Source organism: Nocardioides marinus (assembly GCF_013408145.1).
Taxonomy (GTDB): domain Bacteria; phylum Actinomycetota; class Actinomycetes; order Propionibacteriales; family Nocardioidaceae; genus Nocardioides; species Nocardioides marinus.
In genome coordinates this window covers 711,194-735,854 of record NZ_JACBZI010000001.1, presented here as the reverse complement: position 1 = coordinate 735,854, position 24,661 = coordinate 711,194, and the positions used below count along the sequence as shown (strand labels likewise).

At 70.7% G+C, this 24,661-nt stretch carries 22 protein-coding genes and 1 riboswitch; of the genes, 8 read left to right on the top strand and 14 right to left on the bottom strand.

What is annotated here, in order from left to right; genetic code table 11:
• The first annotated feature begins 48 nt into the window (after positions 1 to 48).
• From BKA05_RS03545 to BKA05_RS03535, 3 genes are read left to right on the top strand one after another with little or no spacing between them, the layout of a single operon-like run.
• Positions 49 to 747: a succinate dehydrogenase/fumarate reductase transmembrane subunit gene (locus BKA05_RS03545; protein WP_179530196.1), complete on the top strand. Its 699-nt coding sequence runs from the start codon at positions 49 to 51 to the stop codon at positions 745 to 747.
• 40 nt (positions 748 to 787) lie between these two features.
• Positions 788 to 2,812, top strand: coding sequence for a fumarate reductase/succinate dehydrogenase flavoprotein subunit (locus tag BKA05_RS03540; RefSeq protein WP_179530195.1), 2,025 nt, complete (start codon positions 788 to 790; stop codon positions 2,810 to 2,812).
• A complete protein-coding gene (locus BKA05_RS03535) occupies positions 2,809 to 3,552 on the top strand; it encodes a succinate dehydrogenase/fumarate reductase iron-sulfur subunit (protein WP_179530194.1) in 744 nt (247 codons plus the stop codon). The genes BKA05_RS03540 and BKA05_RS03535 overlap by 4 nt, the downstream gene beginning before the upstream one ends.
• Positions 3,553 to 3,625: 73 nt before the next feature.
• Here the strand turns inward: BKA05_RS03535 and BKA05_RS03530 are convergent, their stop codons facing one another.
• The 9 genes from BKA05_RS03530 to BKA05_RS03490 form a co-directional block, all read right to left on the bottom strand.
• The gene (locus BKA05_RS03530; RefSeq protein ID WP_179530193.1) at positions 3,626 to 5,074 is read right to left on the bottom strand and encodes an HNH endonuclease signature motif containing protein; all 1,449 of its coding nucleotides are present in this window, start codon (positions 5,072 to 5,074) and stop codon (positions 3,626 to 3,628) included.
• Positions 5,075 to 5,237: 163 nt separating this feature from the next.
• A complete protein-coding gene (locus BKA05_RS03525; RefSeq protein WP_179530192.1) occupies positions 5,238 to 6,107 on the bottom strand; it encodes a hypothetical protein in 870 nt (289 codons plus the stop codon).
• Positions 6,100 to 7,773, bottom strand: coding sequence for an ORC-CDC6 family AAA ATPase (locus BKA05_RS03520; RefSeq protein ID WP_179530191.1), 1,674 nt, complete (start codon positions 7,771 to 7,773; stop codon positions 6,100 to 6,102). The genes BKA05_RS03525 and BKA05_RS03520 overlap by 8 nt, the downstream gene beginning before the upstream one ends.
• Before the next feature lie 184 nt (positions 7,774 to 7,957).
• The gene (locus tag BKA05_RS03515) at positions 7,958 to 8,179 is read right to left on the bottom strand and encodes an SCO4848 family membrane protein (protein WP_179530190.1); all 222 of its coding nucleotides are present in this window, start codon (positions 8,177 to 8,179) and stop codon (positions 7,958 to 7,960) included.
• Positions 8,179 to 9,231 (bottom strand): YihY/virulence factor BrkB family protein, encoded by a 1,053-nt coding sequence (locus BKA05_RS03510; protein ID WP_179530189.1) that lies wholly within the window; start codon positions 9,229 to 9,231, stop codon positions 8,179 to 8,181. The genes BKA05_RS03515 and BKA05_RS03510 overlap by 1 nt, the downstream gene beginning before the upstream one ends.
• A 1-nt stretch (position 9,232) precedes the next feature.
• Entirely contained in the window at positions 9,233 to 9,763 is a 531-nt protein-coding gene (locus BKA05_RS03505) for a 2'-5' RNA ligase family protein (protein WP_179530188.1), read from the bottom strand.
• Positions 9,764 to 9,773: 10 nt separating this feature from the next.
• A complete protein-coding gene (trpS, locus tag BKA05_RS03500; protein WP_179530187.1) occupies positions 9,774 to 10,835 on the bottom strand; it encodes a tryptophan--tRNA ligase in 1,062 nt (353 codons plus the stop codon).
• A gap of 5 nt (positions 10,836 to 10,840) precedes the next feature.
• Positions 10,841 to 12,085 (bottom strand): MFS transporter, encoded by a 1,245-nt coding sequence (locus BKA05_RS03495; protein WP_179530186.1) that lies wholly within the window; start codon positions 12,083 to 12,085, stop codon positions 10,841 to 10,843.
• Positions 12,086 to 12,207: 122 nt separating this feature from the next.
• The gene (locus BKA05_RS03490; RefSeq protein ID WP_179530185.1) at positions 12,208 to 14,397 is read right to left on the bottom strand and encodes an NADP-dependent isocitrate dehydrogenase; all 2,190 of its coding nucleotides are present in this window, start codon (positions 14,395 to 14,397) and stop codon (positions 12,208 to 12,210) included.
• A gap of 180 nt (positions 14,398 to 14,577) precedes the next feature.
• Between BKA05_RS03490 and BKA05_RS03485 the strand changes: the two genes are divergently transcribed.
• Entirely contained in the window at positions 14,578 to 15,564 is a 987-nt protein-coding gene (locus tag BKA05_RS03485) for a malate dehydrogenase (RefSeq protein ID WP_179530184.1), read from the top strand.
• Positions 15,565 to 15,610: 46 nt separating this feature from the next.
• Here the strand turns inward: BKA05_RS03485 and BKA05_RS20185 are convergent, their stop codons facing one another.
• The 5 genes from BKA05_RS20185 to BKA05_RS03460 form a co-directional block, all read right to left on the bottom strand.
• The gene (locus tag BKA05_RS20185; protein ID WP_298746950.1) at positions 15,611 to 15,982 is read right to left on the bottom strand and encodes a DUF3017 domain-containing protein; all 372 of its coding nucleotides are present in this window, start codon (positions 15,980 to 15,982) and stop codon (positions 15,611 to 15,613) included.
• 10 nt (positions 15,983 to 15,992) lie between these two features.
• Positions 15,993 to 16,847, bottom strand: a complete 855-nt coding sequence (locus BKA05_RS03475) for a bifunctional methylenetetrahydrofolate dehydrogenase/methenyltetrahydrofolate cyclohydrolase (RefSeq protein WP_179530183.1) — start codon at positions 16,845 to 16,847, stop codon at positions 15,993 to 15,995.
• A gap of 133 nt (positions 16,848 to 16,980) precedes the next feature.
• Positions 16,981 to 18,561, bottom strand: a complete 1,581-nt coding sequence (gene purH / locus BKA05_RS03470; RefSeq protein ID WP_179530182.1) for a bifunctional phosphoribosylaminoimidazolecarboxamide formyltransferase/IMP cyclohydrolase — start codon at positions 18,559 to 18,561, stop codon at positions 16,981 to 16,983.
• A 41-nt stretch (positions 18,562 to 18,602) separates the two neighbouring features.
• A riboswitch (ZMP/ZTP riboswitch) is annotated at positions 18,603 to 18,681 on the bottom strand.
• A 12-nt stretch (positions 18,682 to 18,693) separates the two neighbouring features.
• The gene (gene purN / locus BKA05_RS03465) at positions 18,694 to 19,302 is read right to left on the bottom strand and encodes a phosphoribosylglycinamide formyltransferase (RefSeq protein WP_179530181.1); all 609 of its coding nucleotides are present in this window, start codon (positions 19,300 to 19,302) and stop codon (positions 18,694 to 18,696) included.
• 10 nt (positions 19,303 to 19,312) lie between these two features.
• Positions 19,313 to 20,572 (bottom strand): cell division protein PerM, encoded by a 1,260-nt coding sequence (locus BKA05_RS03460; RefSeq protein ID WP_179530180.1) that lies wholly within the window; start codon positions 20,570 to 20,572, stop codon positions 19,313 to 19,315.
• Between the two features lie 50 nt (positions 20,573 to 20,622).
• Here BKA05_RS03460 and BKA05_RS03455 point away from each other — a divergent pair, with 50 nt between their 5' ends.
• The 4 genes from BKA05_RS03455 to BKA05_RS03440 all read left to right on the top strand — a co-directional run bounded on the left by BKA05_RS03455 (position 20,623) and on the right by BKA05_RS03440 (position 24,587).
• On the top strand, positions 20,623 to 22,473 hold the full coding sequence (locus BKA05_RS03455) for a SigE family RNA polymerase sigma factor (protein WP_179530179.1): 1,851 nt from the start codon (positions 20,623 to 20,625) through the stop codon (positions 22,471 to 22,473).
• 79 nt (positions 22,474 to 22,552) lie between these two features.
• On the top strand, positions 22,553 to 23,095 hold the full coding sequence (locus tag BKA05_RS03450; protein WP_298756029.1) for an RNA polymerase sigma factor: 543 nt from the start codon (positions 22,553 to 22,555) through the stop codon (positions 23,093 to 23,095).
• Complete coding sequence (locus BKA05_RS03445) at positions 23,088 to 23,879, top strand: PIN domain-containing protein (RefSeq protein ID WP_179530178.1); 792 nt, start codon at positions 23,088 to 23,090, stop codon at positions 23,877 to 23,879. The genes BKA05_RS03450 and BKA05_RS03445 overlap by 8 nt, the downstream gene beginning before the upstream one ends.
• A 51-nt stretch (positions 23,880 to 23,930) precedes the next feature.
• A complete protein-coding gene (locus BKA05_RS03440; protein ID WP_179530177.1) occupies positions 23,931 to 24,587 on the top strand; it encodes a hypothetical protein in 657 nt (218 codons plus the stop codon).
• Positions 24,588 to 24,661 lie beyond the last annotated feature (74 nt).

Sequence of the window (24,661 nt, the reverse complement as noted above, 5' to 3'; positions counted from 1 at the left end):
ACCTCCGGGGGGCAAAGCCGGGCGATCTGCGCGCTACCGTGCTCCCTTGTGGCAACCCCGACTCTCGTCCGAGGAGCGCGCGCGTCGCGCTCGACGATCACGCTCAAGCTCCTGATGGCCGGCAGCGGGCTGGTGTTCATCGGCTTCGTGCTGCTCCACATGTACGGCAACCTGAAGGCCTTCGCGGGTGAGGAGGCGTTCAACGAGTACGCCCACCACCTGCGGATCCTCGGCGAGCCGATGCTGCCCGAGGAGGGCGCCCTCTGGGTGATCCGCCTCGTGCTCATCGTCTCCCTGGTCGTGCACGTGACCAGCGCGGTCGTGCTCGCCCGCCGTGCCGGCGCGGCCCGCACCGTGAAGTACGCGGTGAAGAAGAACAAGCACTCCTCGGTCTCCTCGCGCACCATGCGCTGGGGCGGGCTGACGATCCTGGTCTTCCTGGTCTGGCACCTGCTGAACTTCACCATCGGCAAGGTCAACCCCGCCGGCGGCGAGACCAACAACCCCTACCAGCTGATGGTCGACACCTTCGGCCTGTGGTGGATGACGCTGATCTACCTGGCCGCGATGGCCGCCCTGGCGCTGCACCTGCACCACGGCACCTTCAGCGCGATGCAGACCCTCGGCTGGACCGGCACGGCCGCGGCCCGGCAGCGGGCCCGCACCGCCGGGTGGGTGCTGGCGGTCGTGATCGCCGGCGGCTTCTCGCTGGTCCCGATCTTCACGCTCCTCGGCGTCATCGACTGACCGCGGCCCCACGACAGCACCGAACCGGAGAGACCGACACATGGCATCCACCGTCGACGTCAGCGGCAACACCGTCCTGACCACGCCGCCGAACCAGCAGTCCGACGACGCCCACGGGTACTACACCCTCGGCGAGAAGATCGCGGACACGAAGGCACCTGCCGGTGCTATCAAGGACCGCTGGACCACCCATAAGATGAACAACCGGCTGGTCAACCCGGCCAACCGCCGCAAGCTCGACGTGATCATCGTCGGCACCGGTCTGGCCGGCGGCGCGGCCGCCGCCACCATGGGCGAGGCCGGCTACAACGTGAAGTCCTTCTGCTACCAGGACTCCCCGCGTCGGGCGCACTCGATCGCCGCGCAGGGCGGCATCAACGCGGCGAAGAACTACAAGGAGGACGGCGACTCGACGTACCGCCTCTTCTACGACACCGTGAAGGGCGGCGACTACCGCTCGCGCGAGTCGAACGTCTACCGCCTCGCCGAGGTCTCGGCGAACATCATCGACCAGTGCGTCGCGCAGGGCGTGCCCTTCGCCCGTGAGTACGGCGGCCTGCTGGACAACCGCTCCTTCGGCGGCGTGCAGGTCTCCCGCACGTTCTACGCCCGTGGGCAGACCGGTCAGCAGCTGCTGATCGGCGCCTACCAGGCGATGGAGCGACAGGTCGCGGCCGGCACGGTCACGCAGTACACCCGCCACGAGATGCTCGAGCTGATCATCGTCGACGGCAAGGCCCGCGGGATCATCGCCCGCGACATGGTCACCGGCGCGATCGAGACCCACCTCGCCGACGTCGTGGTGCTGGCCTCGGGCGGCTACGGCAACGTCTTCTACCTCTCGACCAACGCGATGGGCTCCAACGTCACCGCCGCGTGGCGTGCGCACCGCAAGGGCGCCTACATGGCCAACCCCTGCTACACGCAGATCCACCCGACCTGCATCCCGGTCTCCGGCGACCACCAGTCGAAGCTGACCCTGATGTCGGAGTCGCTGCGCAACGACGGTCGCATCTGGGTGCCGAAGAAGGCCGAGGACTGCACCAAGGACCCGCGCGACATCCCCGAGGAGGACCGCGACTACTACCTGGAGCGGATCTACCCCTCCTTCGGCAACCTGGTCCCCCGCGACATCGCCTCCCGCCAGGCCAAGAACGTCTGCGACGAGGGTCGCGGCGTGGGCCCGATGGTCGGCGACTTCCGCCGCGGTGTGTACCTCGACTTCGCCGACGCCATCGAGCGTCTCGGTGAGGACGCGGTCCGCGAGAAGTACGACAACCTCTTCGACATGTACGAGCGGATCACGGGTGAGAACCCCTACGAGGTGCCGATGCGCATCTACCCCGCCGTGCACTACGTCATGGGTGGCCTGTGGGTCGACTACGACCTGCAGTCCAACATCGAGGGCCTCTTCGTCACCGGTGAGGCCAACTTCTCCGACCACGGCGCGAACCGCCTCGGCGCCTCGGCGCTGATGCAGGGCCTGGCCGACGGCTACTTCGTGCTGCCGAACACCATCCGCGAGTACCTCGCCGACGGCCCGTTCGACGCCATCGACGAGTCGCACCCCGACGTCGTCGCGGCCCGGACCGAGGTCGAGGACCGGATCCAGAAGTTCCTCTCGATCAACGGCACCCGCACGGTGGACAGCTACCACAAGGAGCTGGGCAACATCATGTGGGAGTACTGCGGGATGGAGCGCACCGAGGACGGCCTGCGCAAGGCGATCGACATGATCCGCGAGCTCAAGGCCGACTTCTGGAGCAACGTCAAGGTGCTCGGCACCGCCGACTCGCTCAACCAGAGCCTGGAGAAGGCCGGCCGCGTGGCCGACTTCCTCGAGCTGGGCGAGCTCATGTGCATCGACGCCCTCAACCGCCGCGAGTCCTGCGGCGGTCACTTCCGGGCCGAGTCCCAGACCGAGGACGGTGAGGCGCTGCGTCACGACGAGGAGTTCGCCTACGTCGCGGCCTGGGAGTTCGGCGGCGAGGGCGGTCAGCCCGTCCTGCACAAGGAAGACCTCGTCTACACGGCCATCGAGATGAAGCAGCGGAGCTACAAGTGAGACTCACCCTCAAGATCTGGCGCCAGGAGAACGCGAGCGCCCCGGGCGCCCTGCAGACCTACGACCTCGACGGCGTCTCGGCCGACATGAGCTTCCTGGAGATGCTCGACGTCCTCAACGAGAAGCTGCAGGGCGAGGGCCAGGAGCCGGTCGCCTTCGACCACGACTGCCGTGAGGGCATCTGCGGCGCCTGCTCGCTGATGATCAACGGCGAGGCGCACGGCCCGGAGGTCACCACGACCTGCCAGCTGCACATGCGCTCGTTCAACGACGGCGACACCATCACCATCGAGCCGTGGCGCTCGGACGCCTTCCCGGTGGTGCGTGACCTGATCGTGGACCGCTCGGCCTTCGACCGGATCATCCAGTCCGGCGGCTTCATCTCGGCCAACACCGGCTCGGCCCCCGAGGCCAACTCGGTGCCCGCGCCGCGTGACAAGGCCATGCGCGCCTTCAACGTCGCCACCTGCATCGGCTGCGGCGCCTGCGTCGCCGCCTGCCCCAACGGCTCTGCCTCGCTGTTCATGGGTGCGAAGATCACCCACCTCGGCGAGCTCCCCCAGGGCCAACCCGAGCGCTACTCGCGCGTGGTCGACATGGTCGCCCAGCACGACCACGAGGGCTTCGGTGGCTGCACCAACATCGGCGAGTGCACCAGCGCCTGCCCCAAGGAGATCCCGCTCGACGTGATCTCCCAGCTCAACAAGGACCTGCGCGACGCCATGCGCATGGGTCTCTGAGCCTCTGCTCAACCGCAGAGCCGGGTCGTCCCTTCGGGGGCGGCCCGGCTCTCTGTTGGTTGCGGCGTCGGTCCTAGGCGGCGTCGTAGATGATCGGGCCGGTCTCGTACCACTGGACGACAGCGGTGTAGGGGCTGTCGGCCCGGCGGTTGTCGCGGTTGTCGAGCGCTCCATGTTGGTCGAGCTTGTCGAGACCCCTCGTGCCGCTGGTGTCGTGGAGGTAGACCTGGCCGTGGGGGTCGCGCCACAGGTGGACGCCGGGCCAGGGCATCGCGCTCTGCCACGCGCCGTGGGTCTTGAGTCGGTGGTGGAGCGTGGAGAGTGGGCTGAGGTTGTGGGTGCCGGTCTGGTCGGGTGGCCCGTGCGGGTCCCAGGGCACGACGTGGTCGAGCTGGATGGTCGGCCCGGTGCTGCGGGTGGTGCCCCAGGGGAACGCCTCGGTCGGGGAGATCTGCTGGACCGCGCGGCGGTGTCGCTGGGGGATCTCGTAGGCCTCCACGGGCGCCAGGCCCTCCAGATCGAGCACGGGGCGCACCACGAAGCGGGCGTAGCGACCCAGCACGTCGCGCAGCCAGGACTCCGTGACCGGGCCCCAGCCGTCGACGCGGGCGACCCGGTCGACCTCCCCGTGCTCGGGTGAGACCTCCCGCGCTCCGCCGTAGAGGTGCACGGTCAGCTCCACGGCGGGCAGCAGGTCACGCAGGTCGACCTCACCGTCGGCCGGTGCCTGGTCGATGACCGTCGGGGACGCGAGCAACGCGATCGCCTGCACCCTCAGCTGGTCGATGGACGGGCTGTCGTCATCGGGGCCGGTCGGCTCGGGCAGGTGCTCCTGCAGCCGGTGCGCCAGCGTCGTGACCGCGGCGTCGAGGGCCTCGATGACCGGCAACGGGCCACGGACCACGAAGGTCCCCATCCCGTGGGTCTCGTCCCCGGCACGAGGGCGGAGCGCGCGGGCGTAGGTGGCGGCCGCGGCCCGCTCCTCCTTCTCCTTCGCCAGCTCAGGCGCGGCGGCGGCGACCTTGCCGGCCACGAGGGTCTCGAAGTGGGTCCACGGGATCCGGCCGTCGGCGGCCTCGGCGACCTCCTGGTCGACCCAGGCCGCCTCATCAGCGCTGAGGTCGCGGGTGCGCTCGGCGACGTGGATCGCGTAGGAGTCACGCACCTCCAGGGCCTGCACCCGCCCCCACAGCAGCGGCAACCGCAGACGAAGGTCGAGGGCGGCGGCCATCAGCTTGCGGCCGTGGTGGGAGGTCCGCTCAATGCGCGCCCCGAACTCCGCCGCAGCGAACTCGGTCACCTCCGGCGTCCCCGGCCCACCCAGGACCGTGGCCCGCTCCCGCCCCGGCTTCCCCGCCTCCACAGGGTCGAGCCGGTCGACCGGGTGGGCCACCGCCCACTCGTAGGCCAGCACCAACAGCTCAGCCCCCGCCCGCCGCATCCCCCGCGCACACACCGTCGCCCGCGCCAGGATCTGCTCCTCGCTCAGGTCGGTCGTCGCGACCAAGGGGCTGGTGGTCATGAGTCCATTGAAGCCGCGACCACCGACAGTCTCGATCGGCTTGGTGGCTCAGTGGAAAAGGCGCGTCACTCCGCCCAGAATGGGCGGGTCAGATCTGTGGCAATGCTGCGGCAGTCTGCGTCGGCGGCTGATGCTCCGCGTGTGGGCGCCTCCGGACCTGACGCTACTTGCGCGTCGCGCCGATGACCGCCATCACCGTGTCCGTCACCGCACCCTCGTCGATCGCGACCAGCCCCTGTGCAGCATCTCGGTCGCTTGCGACAGCGCTCAGAAGCCGAGACAACCGTCGACGTGTACTGCGACGGTCGCCGTTTAGCTCTCCGGACTGGATCCATGTCCACACAACGTGCCGAAGCACCTCGAGGTTCACTTCACGAACCAAGTTCACAGACACGGACGCCGCGTCATCCAATCCAGCGATGTCGAAGCGGGCTTGACTGTCTCTGGCGGTGGTCGTCGCGAGAAACTGTGACGCGTTACGAGAGTTCATTCGCCCATGCGAATGTACGAGCGCATGGCGAAGATGACACACAGTCTCGAAGTCATCGATGGCTCGCTCTAGCGAGTCCTTCCCTTGAACATCAATCCCGAGTCGGGTTTTCAGTTGGCTGCGGATCTTGCCAACCTCTGTGAACGAAACCTGCTCAGTTAATGCCATCGCGAGGTCGTCGCGGGAGTAGAAGTCCACGGCCCCGAACGCGAGCGTCTGGTCGCTATTCAAGCGTCGAATTACGGGACAGATTGCTACAAGCGTAGCTACGGTTTGACGGAGGTAGAGCTCGGTGGCGCTGACATAGCCGAGGAACAATTGACCGGCGACAAGACCCTTGATGTCGGCGTCGAAGTCGGCCTGATCAATAGCCGCGGCCGCTCGGATCAGCAATGTTTGGCTGTCATAGAAGCTGTCGATCGGAGATGACTTCCCCTCAGCACCGATCGGGCCTAGAAATCCGGACCAGTCAACAGGGTCAGTTCGCGCCGGCGCGCAGCAGTGAAGCCCATTGATCTCCTGGTGTCGGTTCTGCTTAGACACCGACGTACTCCTCGGCTACCGAGTAGATGCGCCGGGCCCAGGTCGGCCCGACTCGGGACGCCTTGCTGATCTCGATCAGCCCACGGTCGCGGACGATCGCCTCGACCGTCAGGATGTCGACATCTCGTAGCGCTGCGAGTTTGTTCTCGGTGAGGGGCAGTTCCTCGATCGAGGCCGCTAATAACTCCGTCAGGCGGCTCACCTCGACGAGTTCAGAACCGCAGCTGTGGCAGAACCGTGCCGACTCGTGGAGGCGTTCCGCGCCGCACTGAGGGCAACGCCCGACCTGCAGTTGGCATTGACTTGCTTCGGCCGGCGGCAGCAGCTTGCTTTCGACGACGCGGGCAAAGCTACCCGTCCGCGCTGAGCGGACGAGGGCTCTTCCGCGGTCGGCAAGGGTTGGGTTCTGGCCGAATTTGAGTGCAGCGGCAGAAACGAGGAGGGCGCCATGTATGGCGTACTTGCTGTAGGTATGTTCGCCGACGCTCACGTTCTCCGCGGTGCTTCGCACTAGCCCGACGTACTCAAGCAAGCCGATAACCGTTCCAAGCTGGCTGGAGGACGGGGTCTCGATCGCCAGGTCTAAAGCCGTCGGAGCACCGTCTCGGCGACCCTCGTTGAGATCCTTGATGGCGCGCAGCCCGTTGCCAAGAACGGTCTCGCCGGCCTCGACGTAACGTTCATAGCGCGGCAGTTTGCTCTTGAGCCCTCTATGGACGGCCCGCAGTTGATCGGCATGCGTCTCAACCACTTGGAGCGGTAACCGCGGCTTCTTCCCGCTGCTTTCTGTTCGCTGGTCGAGGTACATCTCCAGCATTGAGAAGAAGGTGCGGGGGATGCCAAAACTTGCGCCAGCGAAAAAGTCGACGACCTCGTTCGGGACTGTCGATCGTTGGGCGTCGGGAAGGCGCCGCTCATACGCCGAACGCATGAACTCGAGGTATTCATGCCCCTCAACGGGGATCCAAGCCCGAATCATCTTCGCGTCGTGACCGACGTGGAAGTTGGGGCTGAACTCCGTCACACCGGGATAGATGGCCGCTTTGTAGGTGACGCGTTGAGTCTTCAGGTTGCGCACGAACTCGAAGAAGATCCGCTGCTGCTCGGGCACGAAGGCGTGCGCTGCGTCGTCAAGCAGCAATACCGTCTGACTGAATCCCGCTTCAAGTGCGAGCTCGTCCAGGTGCGCGGCCAAGCGATTTGGTCCTGGAAGCTTCACCCGCTGAATTGAAGGGTCTGATTCCGCCGCGTTCACAAACTCCCGCGCTTCGTCCGCGTACTCAGAAGCGACGTCAGTTAGCCCTTGCTCGTCAAGTTCGCTCACCAGACCCACGATGACCTTCGCCACCAGCCAATCCAGGAAGAAACCGTCTGCGTCTGCGCGACGAGTGAAGGCGGGCTCAATAAACATGGATCGCCCATAGTTCACGTATATGGGCAGCGATCGACCAGCGATACGCATGTTGCGCTGTGCCCGTTTCATCAAGGTCGTCTTGCCGCAGCCTCGAGGACCGCTGAGCAGTTTTGGACCCGTCGACGTCAACTGACGCAGCACCTGAGCCTCGTGGGGCGACGGCGCGGTCCATGCATCGAATTGGCTGTCGGTGAGGTACTCCGCACGCTCTTCGAACAGTGCGAGTTCGTCAGAATCGTGCAGGTCAACCATGGTCGAGAGCATAGGGGCGCCGCGTCCCGCAGCATGGGCAAACGAGGTGGCGTGCCGCGCGCTCAAGCCCGAAGGGCCGTCAATTCACGGCAGCGCGAGAGGGGCGCCTGCACCACTCACTGACCGTTTTGACCTGCCACATCCCGCCGCGATCGGGCTGACGCCTTCTGCCGCGGCGCCTCCGTCAGCCCTTCGCGCGCAACGACCGCCAGGAGACCCCCGCCAGCACAGCAGTGATGACAAGGTTCACCACGATCAACCCCGTGTGCGCGATCCAGTAGCCCTGAGGCCGGTCCTCGCCGGCGGCGTGGGCCTCGGCGAGGTTGCGGGCGAACATCGTCCAGGTGAGCAGGTTCCAGCCGGCGACGGCGGCGAGCAGCCAGGCGAGGGGGCGGTTGGCGCGCATCAGTCGTCGTCCTTGCGTCGGCGGGCGGCGAGGAGGACCCCGGCGCCGGCGGCGACCCCGGCCAGGAACGGCTTGGCCGATGAGCGACTGCCCGCGGGGGCAGTCAGCGGGGTGTCCTCTCCCGACGGCAGCGGCGGCCCCTGGACCGGGTCCGACTCGGTCTCCGCGGCGGCCGCCTCACGAGCGGCGCGGGCGTCGGGTGCCGTGTAGGCCCAGGCGGCGGAGTACAGGACCAGGCGCGAGAAGTAGTTGATCCACACCAGCATCACCAGGGCGATCCCGAAGGCCTGGAAGGCCGGCTGCCCCTGCGTCTGGGCGATGATCAGCCCCGCCAGCCGCTTGAGCAGCTCGAAGAGCACGGCACCCAGCACGGCGCCGGACCACAGCGACCGGTTCGGGACCTCGGCACGGCCGAGCAGCCGGAAGATCGTGAAGAACAGCACCGCGTTGGCCGCCAGGCCGAGGACGACCGTCAGCAGCTGCACCAGCCACGACAGCTCCTCGTCGAGGCCCACCCAGCCCAGCAGGTCGGCCGAGAAGCCGGAGACCAGCCCGCTCACGCCGACCGCCACCAGCAGCGTGACGCCGATCGTCGCCAGCACCACCAGGTCGCGCAGCTTGCCGGCCACGAACCCGAGCAGCTCGTCCTCGGGCAGCTCGAAGACCGTCACCAGCGCCTGGCGCAGCGCCGAGACCCAGCCGAGCCCGGAGTAGAGGACGCCGGCCAGACCCGCGAGACCGGCCAGGCCGGTGAAGGTGCGGAAGTCCGAGAGCTGGAGCTGTCCCTCCCCGGGCCCGATCATCCCCGGGAAGAGCGACTCGATCGCCGAGCGCAGCGCGTCGTCGGCGCCGTCGACCACCGTCGACACCACGCCGACGGTGAAGAAGGCCAGCGCCAGGATCGGGAAGAACGACAGGAAGGCGAAGTACGTGATCGCACCGGCCTGCTGACCGGCCTTCACCGACCCGAAGTGCTCCTGCATCCGCACCACGTGGTCGATCCAGCCGTAGCGCTCGCGCAGGGCGCCGATCCGCTCCTTGATCGAGGCCATGTCAGCGCTCCCCCTCCAGGGCCCCCTCCAGGGCGTAGTCGCGGTAGGGCCGCCAGCCGGCGACCGTGTCGTGCACGTAGAGGTGGAACTCCTCCACCTCGAAGGCGCACTCGAAGCCCTCGAGCTCGCTCTGCGCGCGGTCCAGCGACTGGTCCTGCACGTCGTGGGCCACCGTCACGTGCGGGTGGTAGGGGAAGTCGAGGTCCACGTCCAGCGGCCCACGGCGTACGGCGTCGGCCAGCTGCGCGCAGTGGTCGGCCCCCTCCGCGAGGGTCACGAAGACCACCGGGGAGACCGGCCGGAAGGTGCCGGTGCCCCGCAGGTGGACCCGGAAGGCCGACCGCTCCCCCGCCACGTCGGCCAGGTGCGACTCGACCTCGGCCAGCCCGTCCTCGGCCAGCTCCGTCGGCGGCACCAGGGTGATGTGGGTGGGGATCAGCGAGGCCGAGGGGTCCCCGAGCGACTCCCGGTAGGCCTGGAGCTGCTGCCCCCAGGGGTCCGGGATCGCGACGGCGACTCCGATCGTGGGCACGCCCCCGACCCTAGCCGGAGCTCCGGGCGACGAATCCCACCCTCTGGTAGACGTCGCGCAGGGTCGCCTCCGCGACCGACCGCGCCTGGTCGGCCCCCTGCTGCAGGACCTGGGAGAGGTGGGTCTGGTCGTCGAGGAGCTCCAGGGTCCGCTCGCGGAACGGCGTGACGAAGGAGACCACCACGTCGGCGAGGTCCTTCTTCAGGTCGCCGTAGCCGCGGCCGGAGTACTCCTCGGCCAGGTCGGAGACCGAGCGGGCCGTGAGCGCGCTGTAGATCGTCAGCAGGTTGGAGATGCCCGGCTTGGCCTCGGGGTCGAAGCGGATCTCGCCGTCGGAGTCGGTGACCGCCGAGCGGATCTTCTTCGCGCTGCGCGAGGGCTCGTCGAGCATCTCGATGATGCCGCCCGGCGAGGAGGCCGACTTCGACATCTTCGAGGTCGGGTCCTGCAGGTCGGCGATCTTGGCGGTCGCCTTGAGGATGTAGGGCTCCGGCAGCCGGAAGGTCTTCTTGTAGCGGTGGTTGAACCGCTGCGCGAGGTCGCGGGTCAGCTCGAGGTGCTGGCGCTGGTCCTCGCCGACCGGCACGTAGTGCGGCCGGTAGAGCAGGATGTCGGCGGCCTGCAGGATCGGGTAGGTGAACAGGCCGACGCTCGCGGCCCCCTCCCCCTGCTTGGCCGACTTGTCCTTGAACTGGGTCATCCGGCGCGCCTCACCGAAGCCGGTCAGGCACTGCAGCACCCACGAGAGCTGCGAGTGCTCGGGCACCTGGCTCTGCACGAAGATCGCGCTGCGCGCCGGGTCGATGCCCATCGCCAGCAGCTGCGCCGCCGCGCGCAGCGTCCGCTCGCGCAGGACCTTGGGGTCGTGCTCGACGGTGATCGCGTGCTGGTCGGCGATGAAGAAGAAGGGCTGGTGGTCCCGCTGCAGGTCCACCCACTGGCGCAGCGCGCCGAGGTAGTTCCCGAAGTGGAACGAGTCGGCGGTCGGCTGGATGCCGGACAGGACACGGGGACGGGCTCCGCCGGTGGGTGCGCTGGGCACGGCCACCTCGGGCTCGGTCGTCGCTGACATGCCCGTCATTCTCCCTGACGCGCGCCCAGCTCCGCTCGCCGGGCCAGAGCCAGGACCACCAGACCCGCGAGCGCCAGGCCCACACCGACCAGCAGCGGGGCCCGCAGGCCCCACCCGGCGGCGATCACGGTGCCGCCCAGGAAGGCGCCCAGGCTGTTGCCGATGTTGAGGCTGGCGTGGCTCAGCGCCGCCCCCAGGGTCTGGGCGTGCTCGGCGGCGTCGATCAGGCGCACCTGGAAGCCCAGGGCCAGCACCGAGCCGACGACGGTCACGGCGAAGCCGGCGACCAGCGCCCACCAGCCGTGCGGCGCCAGCACCCAGTAGCCCAGCAGCGCGGCGGCCAGGCCCACCGACCCGATCTGCAGGCTGCGCTGCACCGACCAGTCGACCATCCGTCCCGCGAGCACGTTGCCCACGACCATGCCCAGCCCGATGACGAGGAGGAAGACGGCGACGGTGGACTCGGCCAGCCCGCCGACGTCGGTGGTGATGGGGGCGATGTAGGAGACCAGCGCGAAGAGGCCGCCGAAGCCGATGCCCGAGGCGCCGACGGCGTACCAGAGCTGGGGGTGGCGCAGTGCGGACAGCTCGCGCCGGGTGGAGGCGGTGCGGTCACCGGGGGTGCTGGGCACGAACGCGAGGATCAGCACGACGGTCACCGCGCTGATGACACCCACCGCCACGAACGCCGAGCGCCAGCCGAGCTGCTGACCGAGCAGGGTGGCCGCCGGGACGCCCAGCACGTTGGCGACGGGGATGCCCATCATCACCAGGGCCAGCGCCCTCCCCCGACGCTCCGGGGCGACCATGCCGGCCGCCGTGAGCGCCGCGACGCCGAAGTAGGCACCGTGCGGCAGCCCGTCGAGGAAGCGGACGAAGGCCAGCAGCCCGTAGTGGGACATGCTGGCGCTGAGCAGGTTGAGCAGCCCGAAGCTGGCGATCAGCCCGACCAGCAGCCCGCGACGCGGCAGCTTGGCGCCGAGCGCGGCCAGCAGCGGCGCGCCGACGACGACGCCGAGCGCGTACGCCGAGATCAGGTGCCCCGCCTGCGGGATCGTCACGTCCACGCCCTCCGCGATCTGCGGCAGCAGCCCCATCGTCACGAACTCGGTCGTGCCGATCGCGAAGCCGCCAGTCGCCAGAGCGGTCACGGCCACCGCGAACCGCAGCCGCGAGACCGGGTGCGCGGCGACGCCTGGGGTGGCGGCGGGACGCGAGGGCCCGAGGTCGGGCTCGGCGAGGCTGGTCATCGTGCTCCTGGGGGGACGCGTGGGGTTTACCGGTCAAGCATGGGGGTCCTGGGCAGGAACGACAAAGCCCCGGGAGTTGTTCCCGGGGCTTCGTCGTCAGACCCTCGCGGGCCAGCGGTGGATCAGAAGGCGGCGAGCGCCTCGTTCAGCGTGGCCGAGGGCCGCATCACGGCGTCGGCCTTCTCGTCGACCGGGCGGAAGTAGCCGCCCACGTCGGCCGGGCTGCCCTGCACGCCGTTGAGCTCGGCGACGATGGCCTCCTCCGCTGCGGTGAGCTTCTCCGCGAGCGGCTTGAAGGCGTCGGCCAGCGCGGGGTCGGCCGTCTGCTTCGCGAGCTCCTGGGCCCAGTACATCGCCAGGTAGAAGTGCGAGCCGCGGTTGTCGATACCACCGATCTTGCGCGTCGGGGACTTGTCGTTCTCCAGGAACGTCGCGGTCGCCGCGTCGAGGGTGTCGGCCAGCACCTGGGCGCCGGCGTTGTCGGCGTACCCGGCGAGGTGCTCGAAGGAGGCCGCCAGCGCGAAGAACTCACCCAGGGAGTCCCAGCGCAGGTAGTTCTCCTCCAGCAGCTGCTGGACGTGCTTGGGGGCCGAGCCGCCCGCGCCGGTCTCGAAGAGGCCGCCGCCGTTCATCAGCGGGACGATCGAGAGCATCTTCGCCGACGTGCCGACCTCGAGGATCGGGAACAGGTCGGTGTTGTAGTCGCGCAGCACGTTGCCGGTGACCGAGATGGTGTCCTCGCCCTTGCGGATGCGCTCCACGGAGTACGTCGTCGCCTCGGCCGGCGCCATGATCTCGATGGTCAGGCCGTCGGTGTCGTGCTCGGGCAGGTAGGCCTTGACCTTCTCGATGAGGTTGGCGTCGTGCGCGCGGGTCTCGTCGAGCCAGAACACGGCCGGCGTCTGCGAGGCGCGGGCGCGGGTGACGGCCAGCTTGACCCAGTCGCGGATCGGCTCGTCCTTGGTCTGGCAGGCGCGCCAGATGTCGCCCGGCTCCACGTCGTGGGAGGTGAGGACCTCACCGGCGGAGTTGCGGATCTCGACGGTCCCGGCGGCCGGGATCTCGAAGGTCTTGTCGTGCGAGCCGTACTCCTCGGCCTTGCGGGCCATCAGGCCGACGTTGGGCACCGAGCCCATCGTGGCCGGGTCGTAGGCGCCGTTCTTCTTGCAGTCCTCGATGACGGCGGCGTAGACGCCGGCGTAGGAGGAGTCGGGGATGACCGCGAGGCAGTCGTCCTCGTTGCCGTCGGGGCCCCACATGTGGCCGCCGATGCGGATCATCGCCGGCATCGAGGCGTCGATGATGACGTCGGAGGGGACGTGCAGGTTGGTGATGCCCTTGCGGTCGTCGACCATCGCCATCCGCGGGCCGTCGGCCAGGCCCTGCTTGACGGCGGCCTCGATTGCCTCGCCCTCGGGGAGGTCCTTGACCGCGGAGAGCAGGCCGCCGAGGCCGTCGTTGGGCGAGACGCCCGCCGCGGCGAGCTGCTCGCCGTACTGCTCGAAGAGGGTCGGGAAGAACGCCTGCACGGCGTGGCCGAAGATGATCGGGTCGGAGACCTTCATCATCGTGGCCTTCATGTGCAGCGAGAAGAGCACGTCGTCGGCCTTGGCGCGGGCGATCTGCTCGGTGAGGAAGCGGCGCAGCGCGGCGACGTTCATGAACGTCGAGTCCACGACCTCGCCGGCCTCGACGGCCAGGCCGTCCTTGAGGACCGTCTCGGTGCCGTCGGCGCCCTTGAGGACGATCGAGAGGGTGTCGGCGGCCGGCATGACGACCGACTGCTCGTTGGCGCGGAAGTCGTCCTTGCCCATGGTCGCGACCGCGGTCTTGGAGTCCTTGCTCCAGGCGCCCATGCGGTGGGGGTACTTCTTCGCGTAGCCCTTGACCGCGGCCGGGGCACGACGGTCGGAGTTGCCCTCACGCAGGACCGGGTTCACCGCGGAGCCCTTGACCTTGTCGTACTTGGCCCGGATCTCCTCCTCCTCGGGGGTGGAGGGCGACTCGGGGTAGGCGGGGAGCTCGAAGCCCTTCTCCTGCAGCTCCTTGATCGCGGCCTTGAGCTGCGGCACGGAGGCGGAGATGTTGGGCAGCTTGATGATGTTGGCCTCGGGCTTGGTCGCGAGCTCACCGAGCTCGGCCAGCGCGTCGTCGGCCAGGTCGAAGGCGGCCAGGATGCGGCCGGAGAGGGAGATGTCGCGGGTCTCGACCTCGACGCCGGCCTTGGCGGCGTACGCCTGGATGATCGGCAGGAAGGAGTACGTCGCGAGCAGCGGCGCCTCGTCGGTGTGGGTGTAGATGATGGTGGCCATGGTTTCCGGCGGCTCCTGGACGATCGTCGGCTCGATGCTGGCAGTGTTTCTTGACGTCAAGATACCTGACGCGTACAGGGCCAGCCTGACAGGAGGGTCCGGGCCGCTGCTAGCGTCACTCGGAGCCAATGTTCGTGATCCGTTCGTGATCGTCTCGGACCCTCTTCCAAGGAGACCTGCGTGACCACCACCCCGCTGAAGGTGGCCGTGACCGGCGCCGCCGGCCAGATCGGCTACAGCCTGCTCTTCCGCCTCGCCAGCGGTGCGCTCACCTCCGAGCGCCCGATCGAGCTGCGCCTGCTCGAGATCACCCCCGCGCTCAAGGCGCTCGAGGGTGTCGTCATGGAGCTCGACGACTGCGCGTTCCCCGGCCTGGCCGGCGTCGAGATCGGGGACGACCCGGAGAAGATCTTCGACGGGGTCAACCTCGCCCTGCTCGTCGGCGCCCGCCCGCGCGGCCCCGGCATGGAGCGCGGTGACCTGCTCGAGGCCAACGGCGCGATCTTCACCGCCCAGGGCAAGGCGCTGAACTCGGTGGCCGCCGACGACGTCCGCATCGGTGTCACCGGCAACCCCGCCAACACCAACGCGCTCATCGCGATGAAGAACGCCCCGGACATCCCGGCCGAGCGGTTCTCCGCGCTGACCCGCCTCGACCACAACCGCGCCATCTCGCAGCTGGCCGCGAAGACCGGTGCCGCCGTCACCGACATCACCAAGATGACGATCTGGGGCAACCACTCCGCCACGCAGTACCCCGACCTGTTCCACGCCGAGGTCGCCGGCAAGAACGCCGCCGAGACGGTGAACGACCAGGAGTGGCTGGAGAACACCTTCATCCCGACCGTCGCCAAGCGCGGCGCCGCCATCATCGAGGCCCGGGGCTCCTCCTCGGCCGCGTCGGCCGCCTCCGCGACCATCGACGCCGCCCGCGACTGGCTCTACGGCTCCGCCGAGAACGACTGGGTCTCCATGGCCGTCGCCTCGAACGGTGAGTACGGCGTCCCCGAGGGCCTCATCTCCTCCTTCCCCGTCACCACCTCCGGTGGCGACTGGAAGATCGTCGAGGGCCTCGAGATCGACGACTTCTCCCGCGGCAAGATCGACGCCTCCACCGCCGAGCTCGCCGAGGAGCGCGACGCGGTGACCGAGCTCGGCCTCATCTGAGCTACCACCACGAAGCCCCCGCCGGTGAGGCGGGGGCTTCGTGCGTTCAGGTGCCGGGCTGGTTGGGGACCGTGCGGGCCAGGAAGAGCAGCAGGCCGCCGAGGGTGCCGAGCAGCACCACGTCGAGGATGCGGTGCCGCACGGCGAGCATGCCGGCGTCCTTGGCCGGCATCAGCAGCCGCAGCGCCGAGGCCGCGATCAGGGCGCCGGAGATCCAGGTGACGCCGAGCCGCCAGTCGTGCCCGAGCCAGGCGATCGCCACGCCGACGGCGGCGGCGGCGAGCACCCAGAGGTAGAAGAACCCGCCGAGGGTCGAGGGGTAGCGCCGCCCCTCCACCTCGGCGATCTCGTCGGCGATCTCCGAGGTGTCCGGCACCGCGTCGTCGGGTACGCCGTCGGGCGCGTGCTCCTCGGTCACCCGCGACACGCTACCGGGCGCTCCCGGCGGCCCGCTCGGCCATGTCGACGATGTTGGAGAGCAGCATCGCGCGGGTCATCGGGCCCACCCCGCCGGGGTTCGGGGAGACCCAGCCAGCGACGTCCCAGACAGCCGGGTCCACGTCCCCGGCGATCTTGCCGTCCACCCGCGAGACGCCCACGTCGAGCACCGCCGCACCGGGCTTGACCATGTCCGCGGTGATGATGCCGGGCACGCCCGCGGCCGCCACGACGACGTCGGCCTCGCGCACGTGCTTGGCCAGGTCGCGGGTGCCGGTGTGGCACAGGGTGGTGGTGGCGTTCTCGCTGCGCCGCGTGAGCAGCAGCCCCATCGGGCGTCCCACGGTGAGGCCGCGGCCGACCACGACCACCTCGGCGCCCTTGAGCTCGATGTCGTGGCGGCGCAGCAGCTCGATGCAGCCGACCGGGGTGCAGGGCAGCGAGCCGGGCACGTTGAGCGCCAGCCGGCCGAGCGACACCGGGTGCAGGCCGTCGACGTCCTTGTCAGGGTCGACCCGCGAGAGCAGGGCGAACTCGTCGAGGCCCGTCGGCTGCTGGATGAGGAAGCCGGTGCAGGTCGGGTCGGCGTTGAGCCGGTCGATCTCGGCCTCCACCTCGGCCTGGGAGGCGGTCGCCGGCAGGTCGACGCGGATCGACTCGATGCCGATCTCCGCGCAGTCCTTGTGCTTGGCGCCGACGTACCAGTGGCTGCCGGGGTCGTCGCCCACCAGCACGGTGCCCAGGCCCGGGACCACGCCGCGCTCCTTGAGCGCGGCGACCCGGACCTTCAGCTCCTCCTTGATCGCCTTGAGGGTGGCGCTGCCGTCGAGCTTCTGTGCGGTCATGTCTTCCTCGTACGTCGCTGGGTTGCTGTCTGCGCTCGTCTCACCGGTGTCTCGACACGCGCGTCGCGGCTTCGTTCCTCAGCCGCGGCGCTCGCTCGACCTTCCCACCTACGAGTCCGAGCAAGCTCGGCCTCTAGTGGAAAAAGTGCCGGGTGCCGGTGAAGTACATCGTCACGCCCGCGGCCTTGCAGGCCTCGATCGTGAGCTCGTCGCGGACCGAGCCGCCGGGCTGCACGATGGCGGTGACGCCCGCGTCGATGAGCACCTGCGGGCCGTCCTCGAACGGGAAGAACGCATCGGAGGCGGCCACGGCGCCGCGGGCGCGCTCGGTGCCCTCGGCGAGGCTGTTGGCGCGCTCGACGGCGAGCTTGCAGGAGTCGACGCGGTTGACCTGGCCCATGCCGATGCCGACCGAGGCACCGTCCTTGGCGAGCAGGATCGCGTTGGACTTCGCCGAGCGGCAGGCGCGCCAGGCGAAGGCGAGGTCGGCGAGCACCTCCGGCGAGGCGGCCTCGCCGGTGGCCAGCGTCCAGGCGGACGGGTCGTCGCCCTCGGCCTGGAAGGAGTCGCGCTGCTGCATGAGCAGGCCGCCGGAGACCGGGCGGGTCTCGACGCCGCCGCGCTCGAGGTCCTCGCAGACGAGGATGCGGATGTTCTTCTTGCCCTGGAGCACCTCGACGGCGCCGTCCTCGTAGCCCGGGGCCACGATGACCTCGGTGAAGACCTCGGCCACCTGGCGGGCCATCTCGACCGACACCGGGCGGTTGGCCGCGATCACGCCACCGAACGCGGAGACCGGGTCGCAGGCGTGGGCACGGGCGTGCGCCTCGGCGACGTCGCCGCCGACGGCCACACCGCAGGGGTTGGCGTGCTTGATGATCGCCACGGCCGGCTCGTCGAAGTCGTACGCCGCCCGCCGGGCCGCGTCGGTGTCGACGTAGTTGTTGTAGGACATCTCCTTGCCGTGCAGCTGCTCGGCCCCTGCGAGCCCCGCCGGTCCGTGGCCGGAGCGGTAGAGCGCGGCGCCCTGGTGCGGGTTCTCGCCGTAGCGCAGCACCGCCGAGCGCTCCCACGTCGCACCGGCCCACGCGGGGAAGCCGGTGCCCTCGGAGGAGTCGGTCAGGACGTTGCCCATCCAGGAGGCCACGGCCACGTCGTACGACGCGGTGTGCACGAACGCCTCGGCCGCGAGCTGCTTGCGCTGCTCGAGGGTGAAGCCGCCGGCCGTCGTGGCGGCCAGCACGTCTGCGTACCGCTCGGGGCTGGTGACGATGGCGACCGAGGGGTGGTTCTTGGCGGCGGCGCGCACCATCGACGGGCCGCCGATGTCGATCTGCTCGACGCACTCGTCGGGCGAGGCGCCCGAGGCGACGGTCTGGGTGAACGGGTAGAGGTTGGAGACCACCAGGTCGAACGGCTCGACCTCGAGGTCGGCCAGCTGCTGGACGTGGGAGTCCAGGCGGCGGTCGGCCAGGATGCCGGCGTGGACCCGCGGGTGCAGGGTCTTCACGCGGCCGTCGAGGCACTCGGGGAAGCCGGTCAGGTCCTCGACCTTGGTGACCGGCAGGCCCAGGCCCTCGATCAGCTTGGCCGAGCCACCGGTCGAGACGAGCGTGACGCCCGCGTCGTGGAGGCCGCGGACCAGCTCCTCCAACCCGGTCTTGTCGTAGACGGAGACCAGGGCTCGCCTGATCGGGATGCGGTTCTCGCTCACGGACTCTCCTGCAGGATCGCTGCGTCGACGCGGTCACGGTCCCGGGGCACCCAGGCGGACGATGCCCCGACTCGGTCACTCCCCGGTGGTCACCCACCTGCGCCAGTCGTGTGGGCCGCAGCCTACCGGCTCTCAGGCACCGAGGATCCCCCGGCGCCCCTCGACCCGGAAGCCCTCGCGCGCCATCCGGCCCACCGTCTCGACGAGCATGGTCCGCTCGGCGACCTTGATCCGCTCGTGCAGCGCGTCGACGTCGTCGGCGTCCTCGACCGGCACCGCGCTCTGGGCGAGGATCACGCCGGTGTCGACGCCCTCGTCGACGACGAACAGCGTGCAGCCGGTGACCTTCACGCCGTACTCCAGCGCGTCGCGGGGGCCGTGCATCCCCGGGAAGGACGGCGACAGCGCGGGGTGGGTGTTGACCGTCCGGCCGCCGAAGGAGGCCAGGAACGCGCCACCGACCAGCTTCATGAAACCGGCCAGCACCACCAGGTCGGGCTCGTACGCCGCCACCTGCTCGGCCAGGGCCGCGTCCCACTCCTCGCGGGACCCGAAGTCGCCGACCCGCGTGACGAACGTCGGCACGCCCGCGCGCTCGGCGCGGGCCAGCCCCTCGATGCCCTCACGGTCGGCGCCCACCGCGACCACGGTGGCGCCGTACGCCGGGTCCGCGCAGGCGTCCAGCAGCGCCTGCAGGTTGGTGCCGGAGCCGGAGACGAGGACGACGAGACGGGCGGTCACGCCCGGGACTCTAGTGCGCGTCGCCCGCGCGGGCCGCCCGGCGCTGCCAGGCGGTCATGACGAGCCCACCGAGGAGCCCACCGAGGCCGAAGGTGGTCAGGCACTGCACCAGCACGTCCCCGGCCAGCGGGGCGACCTCGCGCATCCGGCCGGGACCGACCGCTCCCCCGGCCAGGCCGGAGAGGATCGCGAACGCCACCGCGGCGAGCGCACCGCCGACACAACCGCGCAGCGCGCCCTCCTCCCAGCGCAGCGTCGGGGCCACCTGCTGCGCCCGGGCCGCGGCCAGCGCCGCCACCAGCACCGGCAGCGCGACCAGCGCGACGGTCCACGCCGGCGGCTCGCCGGCGTCGGGGAGGGCGGCGAGCATCGGGAACATCGGCAGCGGCCCCAGCACGACCACCGAGGGGCTCACCAGGGTGCCCGCCCCCACCGTGAAGCCCGGCCCGGCGAGGTAGGCACCCGAGAACGCCACCGCGTTGGGCAGCAGCACGAGCGAGACCAGCACGACGATCACCACGTCGCCGGCACCGGAGTGCAGCTGGGACATCACGTTCGCCGCGGTGCCGAGGTCGAGGGCGAAGGAGAGCAGGAACGCCGCCAGCGCGACGACCAGCCAGGTGCGCAGCACCCGGCGGGCGGTCCGCACCGACTCCACCAGGCTCGGCGGGGCGCCGGCCACCCAGATGGCCGCGCGGCCGGAGCCGATCGCGAGGGCGGGGAGGGCCACCAGCACGCCGAGCAGCAGCGACCAGGTGACGACACCCCCGGTGCCGGGCGAGCTGGCCCGGGTCGCGGCCAGCGACGCGGTCACGATGCCGGTGACGGCGTACCCGGCGGTGAGCAGCGCGACCGCGACCGGGACCGTCCAGTCCCGCTCGCCGTCCTCGATGCCGTCGGCGTCGGGGCCGTGCCCGGAGACCAGGTGCCCCACCCGCAGACCGGCGCGCCAGGTGCTCCAGGCAGCCAGCAGCGTCACCCCGAGGGGTACGACGGTGAGCCGGACGCCCTCGACCGAGACACCGGACCCGTGCCCCATCAGCCAGGCCGTGGCCCCGACCCGCAGGCCGTCGGAGGGCTGGCCGTGCGAGCCCGCGTCCGCGAGGAACCAGCCGACCACGCCGAGCACCAGGCACACCGCCAGGGGTCCGAGCGCGGCCAGCACCCCGCCGGCGGAGGCGACCACGGCCAGGGGCAGCCGGTGCCGGGGTCGGGAGTCGGTGCCCCGCGGTCGTGCGGGGCCGGTGGGCCGCGAGATCAGGGAGGTCATGACCTGCCCATCATCGCCGCCAGGACCCCCTCACTAAGGTTGGACGCGCCATGAGGGACCCAGAGGAGTTCGACGCGTTCTACAAGGACGCCCGGGACCGGCTGCTGGTGCAGACGTTCGCCCTGACCGGTGACGTCCGCGCCTCGCGCAGCGCGGTCCGCGACACCTTCGTGGTCGCCTGGCACCACTGGCGCAAGGTCTCCCGCGACGGCGGTGCGGAGGCGTGGGCCCGCCCGCACGCCTGGGCGCACGCCCACCGGCGGCACACCGCGCGGCGCTGGCACAAGGAGAAGGGCCTCGAGCCCGAGGTCGCCGCGACCATCGAGGCCCTGGGGCGGCTCACCCACACCCAGCGCCGGGTCCTGCTGCTGACCCACCTGGCCACCGTCAGCCTCGAGCAGATGGCGCGCGAGATCTCCCAGACCGTCGAGGACACCACCCGCGAGCTGCAGACCGCCACCTCCCAGTTCGCGATGCACCGTGACGTGGCCACGACCGCGGTGCCGAGCCTGCTGCGCAGCCTGTTCGACACGACGCTGGACGGCCGCTGGCCGCGCGCCTCGATCATCCGGCGGGCCGGGGCCACGCGACGGCGTACCCACACCACGGTCGGCGCCGTCGCCGTGGTCGCCGCGGTCGCGGTCGCCGGAGGCCTGGTCTCCGACCCCACCGGTGTCCGGCCGACCCTCGACCGCGAGCCCGTCGCCGCCCTCGCCCCGCCCACCGCCTCGGTGTCACCGACGCCGGAGGACTCCGACGTCCTGCCCAGCACGGCGATGCTCGGCGTCGACCGGGTCTCCTCCCTGCTGCCCGGCAAGGGGTGGGAGGAGCTCACCACGCACGACAACACCCACGGCGACGGCCTGGTGATGCCCTGCCAGCAGGCCAGGTACGCCGACCCGCGACTCGTCGACGCCCTGGTCCGCGAGATCAAGACCCCGCGCGGGTCCGAGCCGCGCCGCAGCGTCGTGGCGAGCACCGAGGCCTCGCGCAACGAGATGGCCGCCACCCGGGCGATGAACCGCCTCCGGGGCTGGTTCGCCCGCTGCCAGGACGAGCGCAGCCAGCTGCTGTCGACCAGCACCGTCACCGGCGTGGGCGACGAGGCACTGCAGCTGGTGCTGCGCGACTGGGACGACCCGGTCACCACCACCGTCGTCGGCCTCGCCCGCAGCGGGCGCTTCGTGGTGTCGACCAGCTCCTCGGTGCGCGCTGCCCGGGTGGAGTCCCCCCAGGCCCAGACCCGGCTGCTCGCCGAGGCCGTCGCGGGGGTCTGCGACCTCCCGGGCGGCTCCGCCTGTCCCAGCGGTACGCCGGCGACCGAGCGCCGCGACGCCCTGCCGGCCGGTGACCCCGCGTCGATGCTGGTGGAGTCCGACCTGCCGCCCGTCAGCGGCGTCGACGCCCCGTGGGTGGGCACCCGCCCGGAGAAGGCACGCGGCCAGAACGCCGCCGCGACCCGATGCGACAAGACCTCGTTCTCCGGCAGCACCGGCGGGGAGCGGATGCGCGGCCCGTGGACCCGCACCTTCTTGATCCCCGAGGCCGAGCTGCCCGTCGAGTTCGGTCTCACCGAGACCGTCGGCCGGCTCCCGGAGAAGCAGGCCCGCTCCTTCGTCTCCACGATCCGCCGCAAGATGGGCTCCTGCTCCGACCGCGAGCTCGGCACCGACGTGCTGATCGCGGCCTCGCGCACCTCGTCGAAGGAGGAGCTGGCCGTGTGGCACGTGACCGTGGAGCTCACCGAGAACCGCTCGGTGAAGTACTTCATGGCCGTGGCCCGCACCGGCGGTCACCTCCTGCAGCTCGGGTTCATCCCCGCCCCCGGTGTCGAGATGGACCGCGGCGCCTTCCTGGCGCTGGCCGAGCGGGGCCTCGAGCGGCTGCGCTCGGCCGACTGACCCGCCCCCGGCTCGAACTCCCTCCCGGCGGGGTGCAACCGCCCCGGGCCCTGCGGCGTACACACTGCGAGGACGGCGAGTGGCCGTCCCCGGAGACGAGAGCAGGACGATGGACGAGGTCGAGTTCGACGACTTCTACACGACCTCCTACGCCCGCGTGGTCGGCCAGGTGTACGCCATGATCGGCAGCCGCGACGAGGCAGAGGAGTGCGTGCAGGAGGCGTTCGTGCGGGCGTGGGCCCACCGCCGGTCGTTGGACCGGGCGGGCCACCCCGAGGCGTGGGTGCGCACGACGGCGTACCGGCTGGCGGTCAGCCGCTGGCGACGGGTCGTGAAGGGACGACGCCCGGCGGACCGGGCGCTGTCCTCCCCCACGACCACCGCGGCGCCCACGGAGGCCCACGTGGCCCTGGTGGCGGCGCTCAAGCAGCTCCCGGAGGCCCAGCGCCGCGCGCTGGTCCTGCACCACCTCGCCGACCTGCCGGTCCACGAGGTCGCCCGGGAGACCGGCGTGCCGGAGGGCACCGTCAAGGCCCGCCTCTCCCGCGGCCGCGCGGCGCTCGCCGCGCTGCTCACCGACACCCCGCCCACGACGCTGCCGGGAGGAGCGACCCATGCCTGAGCACGACCCCTTCGACAGCCTGAAGGCCACCATGACCACCCCGAGGAGCGACCTGCACCCCCTGCCCGCCACCGAGGTACGCCGCCGCGGTGACCGCCTCCGGCGCCGCAACACCGCGCTCGCCGTGGCCGGCGGCACGGTCGCGGCGATGACCGCGGTCGGTGTGCCCCTGGCGCTCACGCAGGGCGGCGACGCCGATCGCGACTCGGTGCCGATCGCGACCGACGGACCCAGCCCCGACGCCGCCCAGTGGCGCACGGAGGTCCCCGAGGACTTCCCGCTCACCGCCGGCTTCCCCGCGGACCAGAGCCGCACCCAGGTCCTCGAGGACCCCCAGGCCCAGACCGTCGGCCCCTGCGCCACCGCGCCGGCCTGGGACGTGTCGGGTGCCCTGGACTCGCTCCAGGCGGTCTACACCGACCCGAGCGAGGGCGGCCTGGACCGCACGGTGTCGGTCTACGAGGACGACCTCGCGGCCGTCGCGGCGATGGAGGGCCTGCGCACCGAGGTGGAGTCCTGCCGCCCGCAGGGGCAGCCCCGGGTCTCGGCCGAGCTGCTGGTCTCCGACCTCGGCGAGCAGTCGGTGGTGTTCGTGAACGGCTACGACACCGGCGGGGGCTTCCTGCACCAGGCGGTGCGGGTCGGCAACGCGGTGCTCTACTCCACGGCGTACTTCAACGGCGCCGGCGACCCCGCCGTCGTGGAGCAGACCCGTGAGCTGGAGCAGCAGCGCTCGTCGCAGGCCGTCAGCGCGATGTGCGTGTTCTCCGCCGACCCCTGCTGAGCGACATCGGGGCGCCGACAACCAACGCGCCGGTGCGGGCGTCGAAGGAGCATGACTCCTCGACGCCCGCACCCGCTGCCCCTGCTCCTCCCCCTGGCCGTCCTGCCGCTGGTCCTGAGTGCCTGCTCCGGGGCGGCGCAGGACTCGGTCGCCCTGGACGGGCCGACCACCTCGGACGCCGCGTCGCCCGAGCAGCGGCTCCCCGACGACCTGTCGCTGGACCACGGGCTCGACCGCAGCGATGCCGACGCCACCGTGGAGGGCCCGTCCCGCACGGTGCCGGGCACGTCGTTCCCCGACCTCTGCGACCCCGACCCCACGACGTGGCCCGGAGCGTCCGGCGACCGGCTGGCCGCGGTGGAGACCGGGCCGGAGTACCTCGAGCTCCACGAGGTGCTGCTCTACGCCGACGAGGCGACCGCCCAGGACGTCCTCGACGGGCTGCGCACGCAGGTCGACTCCTGCCCCGAGTCCGGCACCCAGCGCTACGCCACGGTGGGCGTCAACGACGCGACGACGCTGACCTTCGGGATGCACTTCGTCGACGGGCTCGGCGGGACGGTGTGGCGGGTGACCCGTCACGGCGACGTGCTCCTGGTGCTCGCCGACAGCGGTGAGGCCTCCGAGGAGAGCCTGCGCCCCATGGCCGCCGACCTCGCCCGTACCCACGCCACCCTGTGGTCGGTCCTGGCGCCCCAGCTCACCTGACCTCACGCCGAGCCCTCCGCACGCACGAGCGCCCCCGACCCGGAGGTCGAGGGCGCTGTGGCGATCCGGGGTGC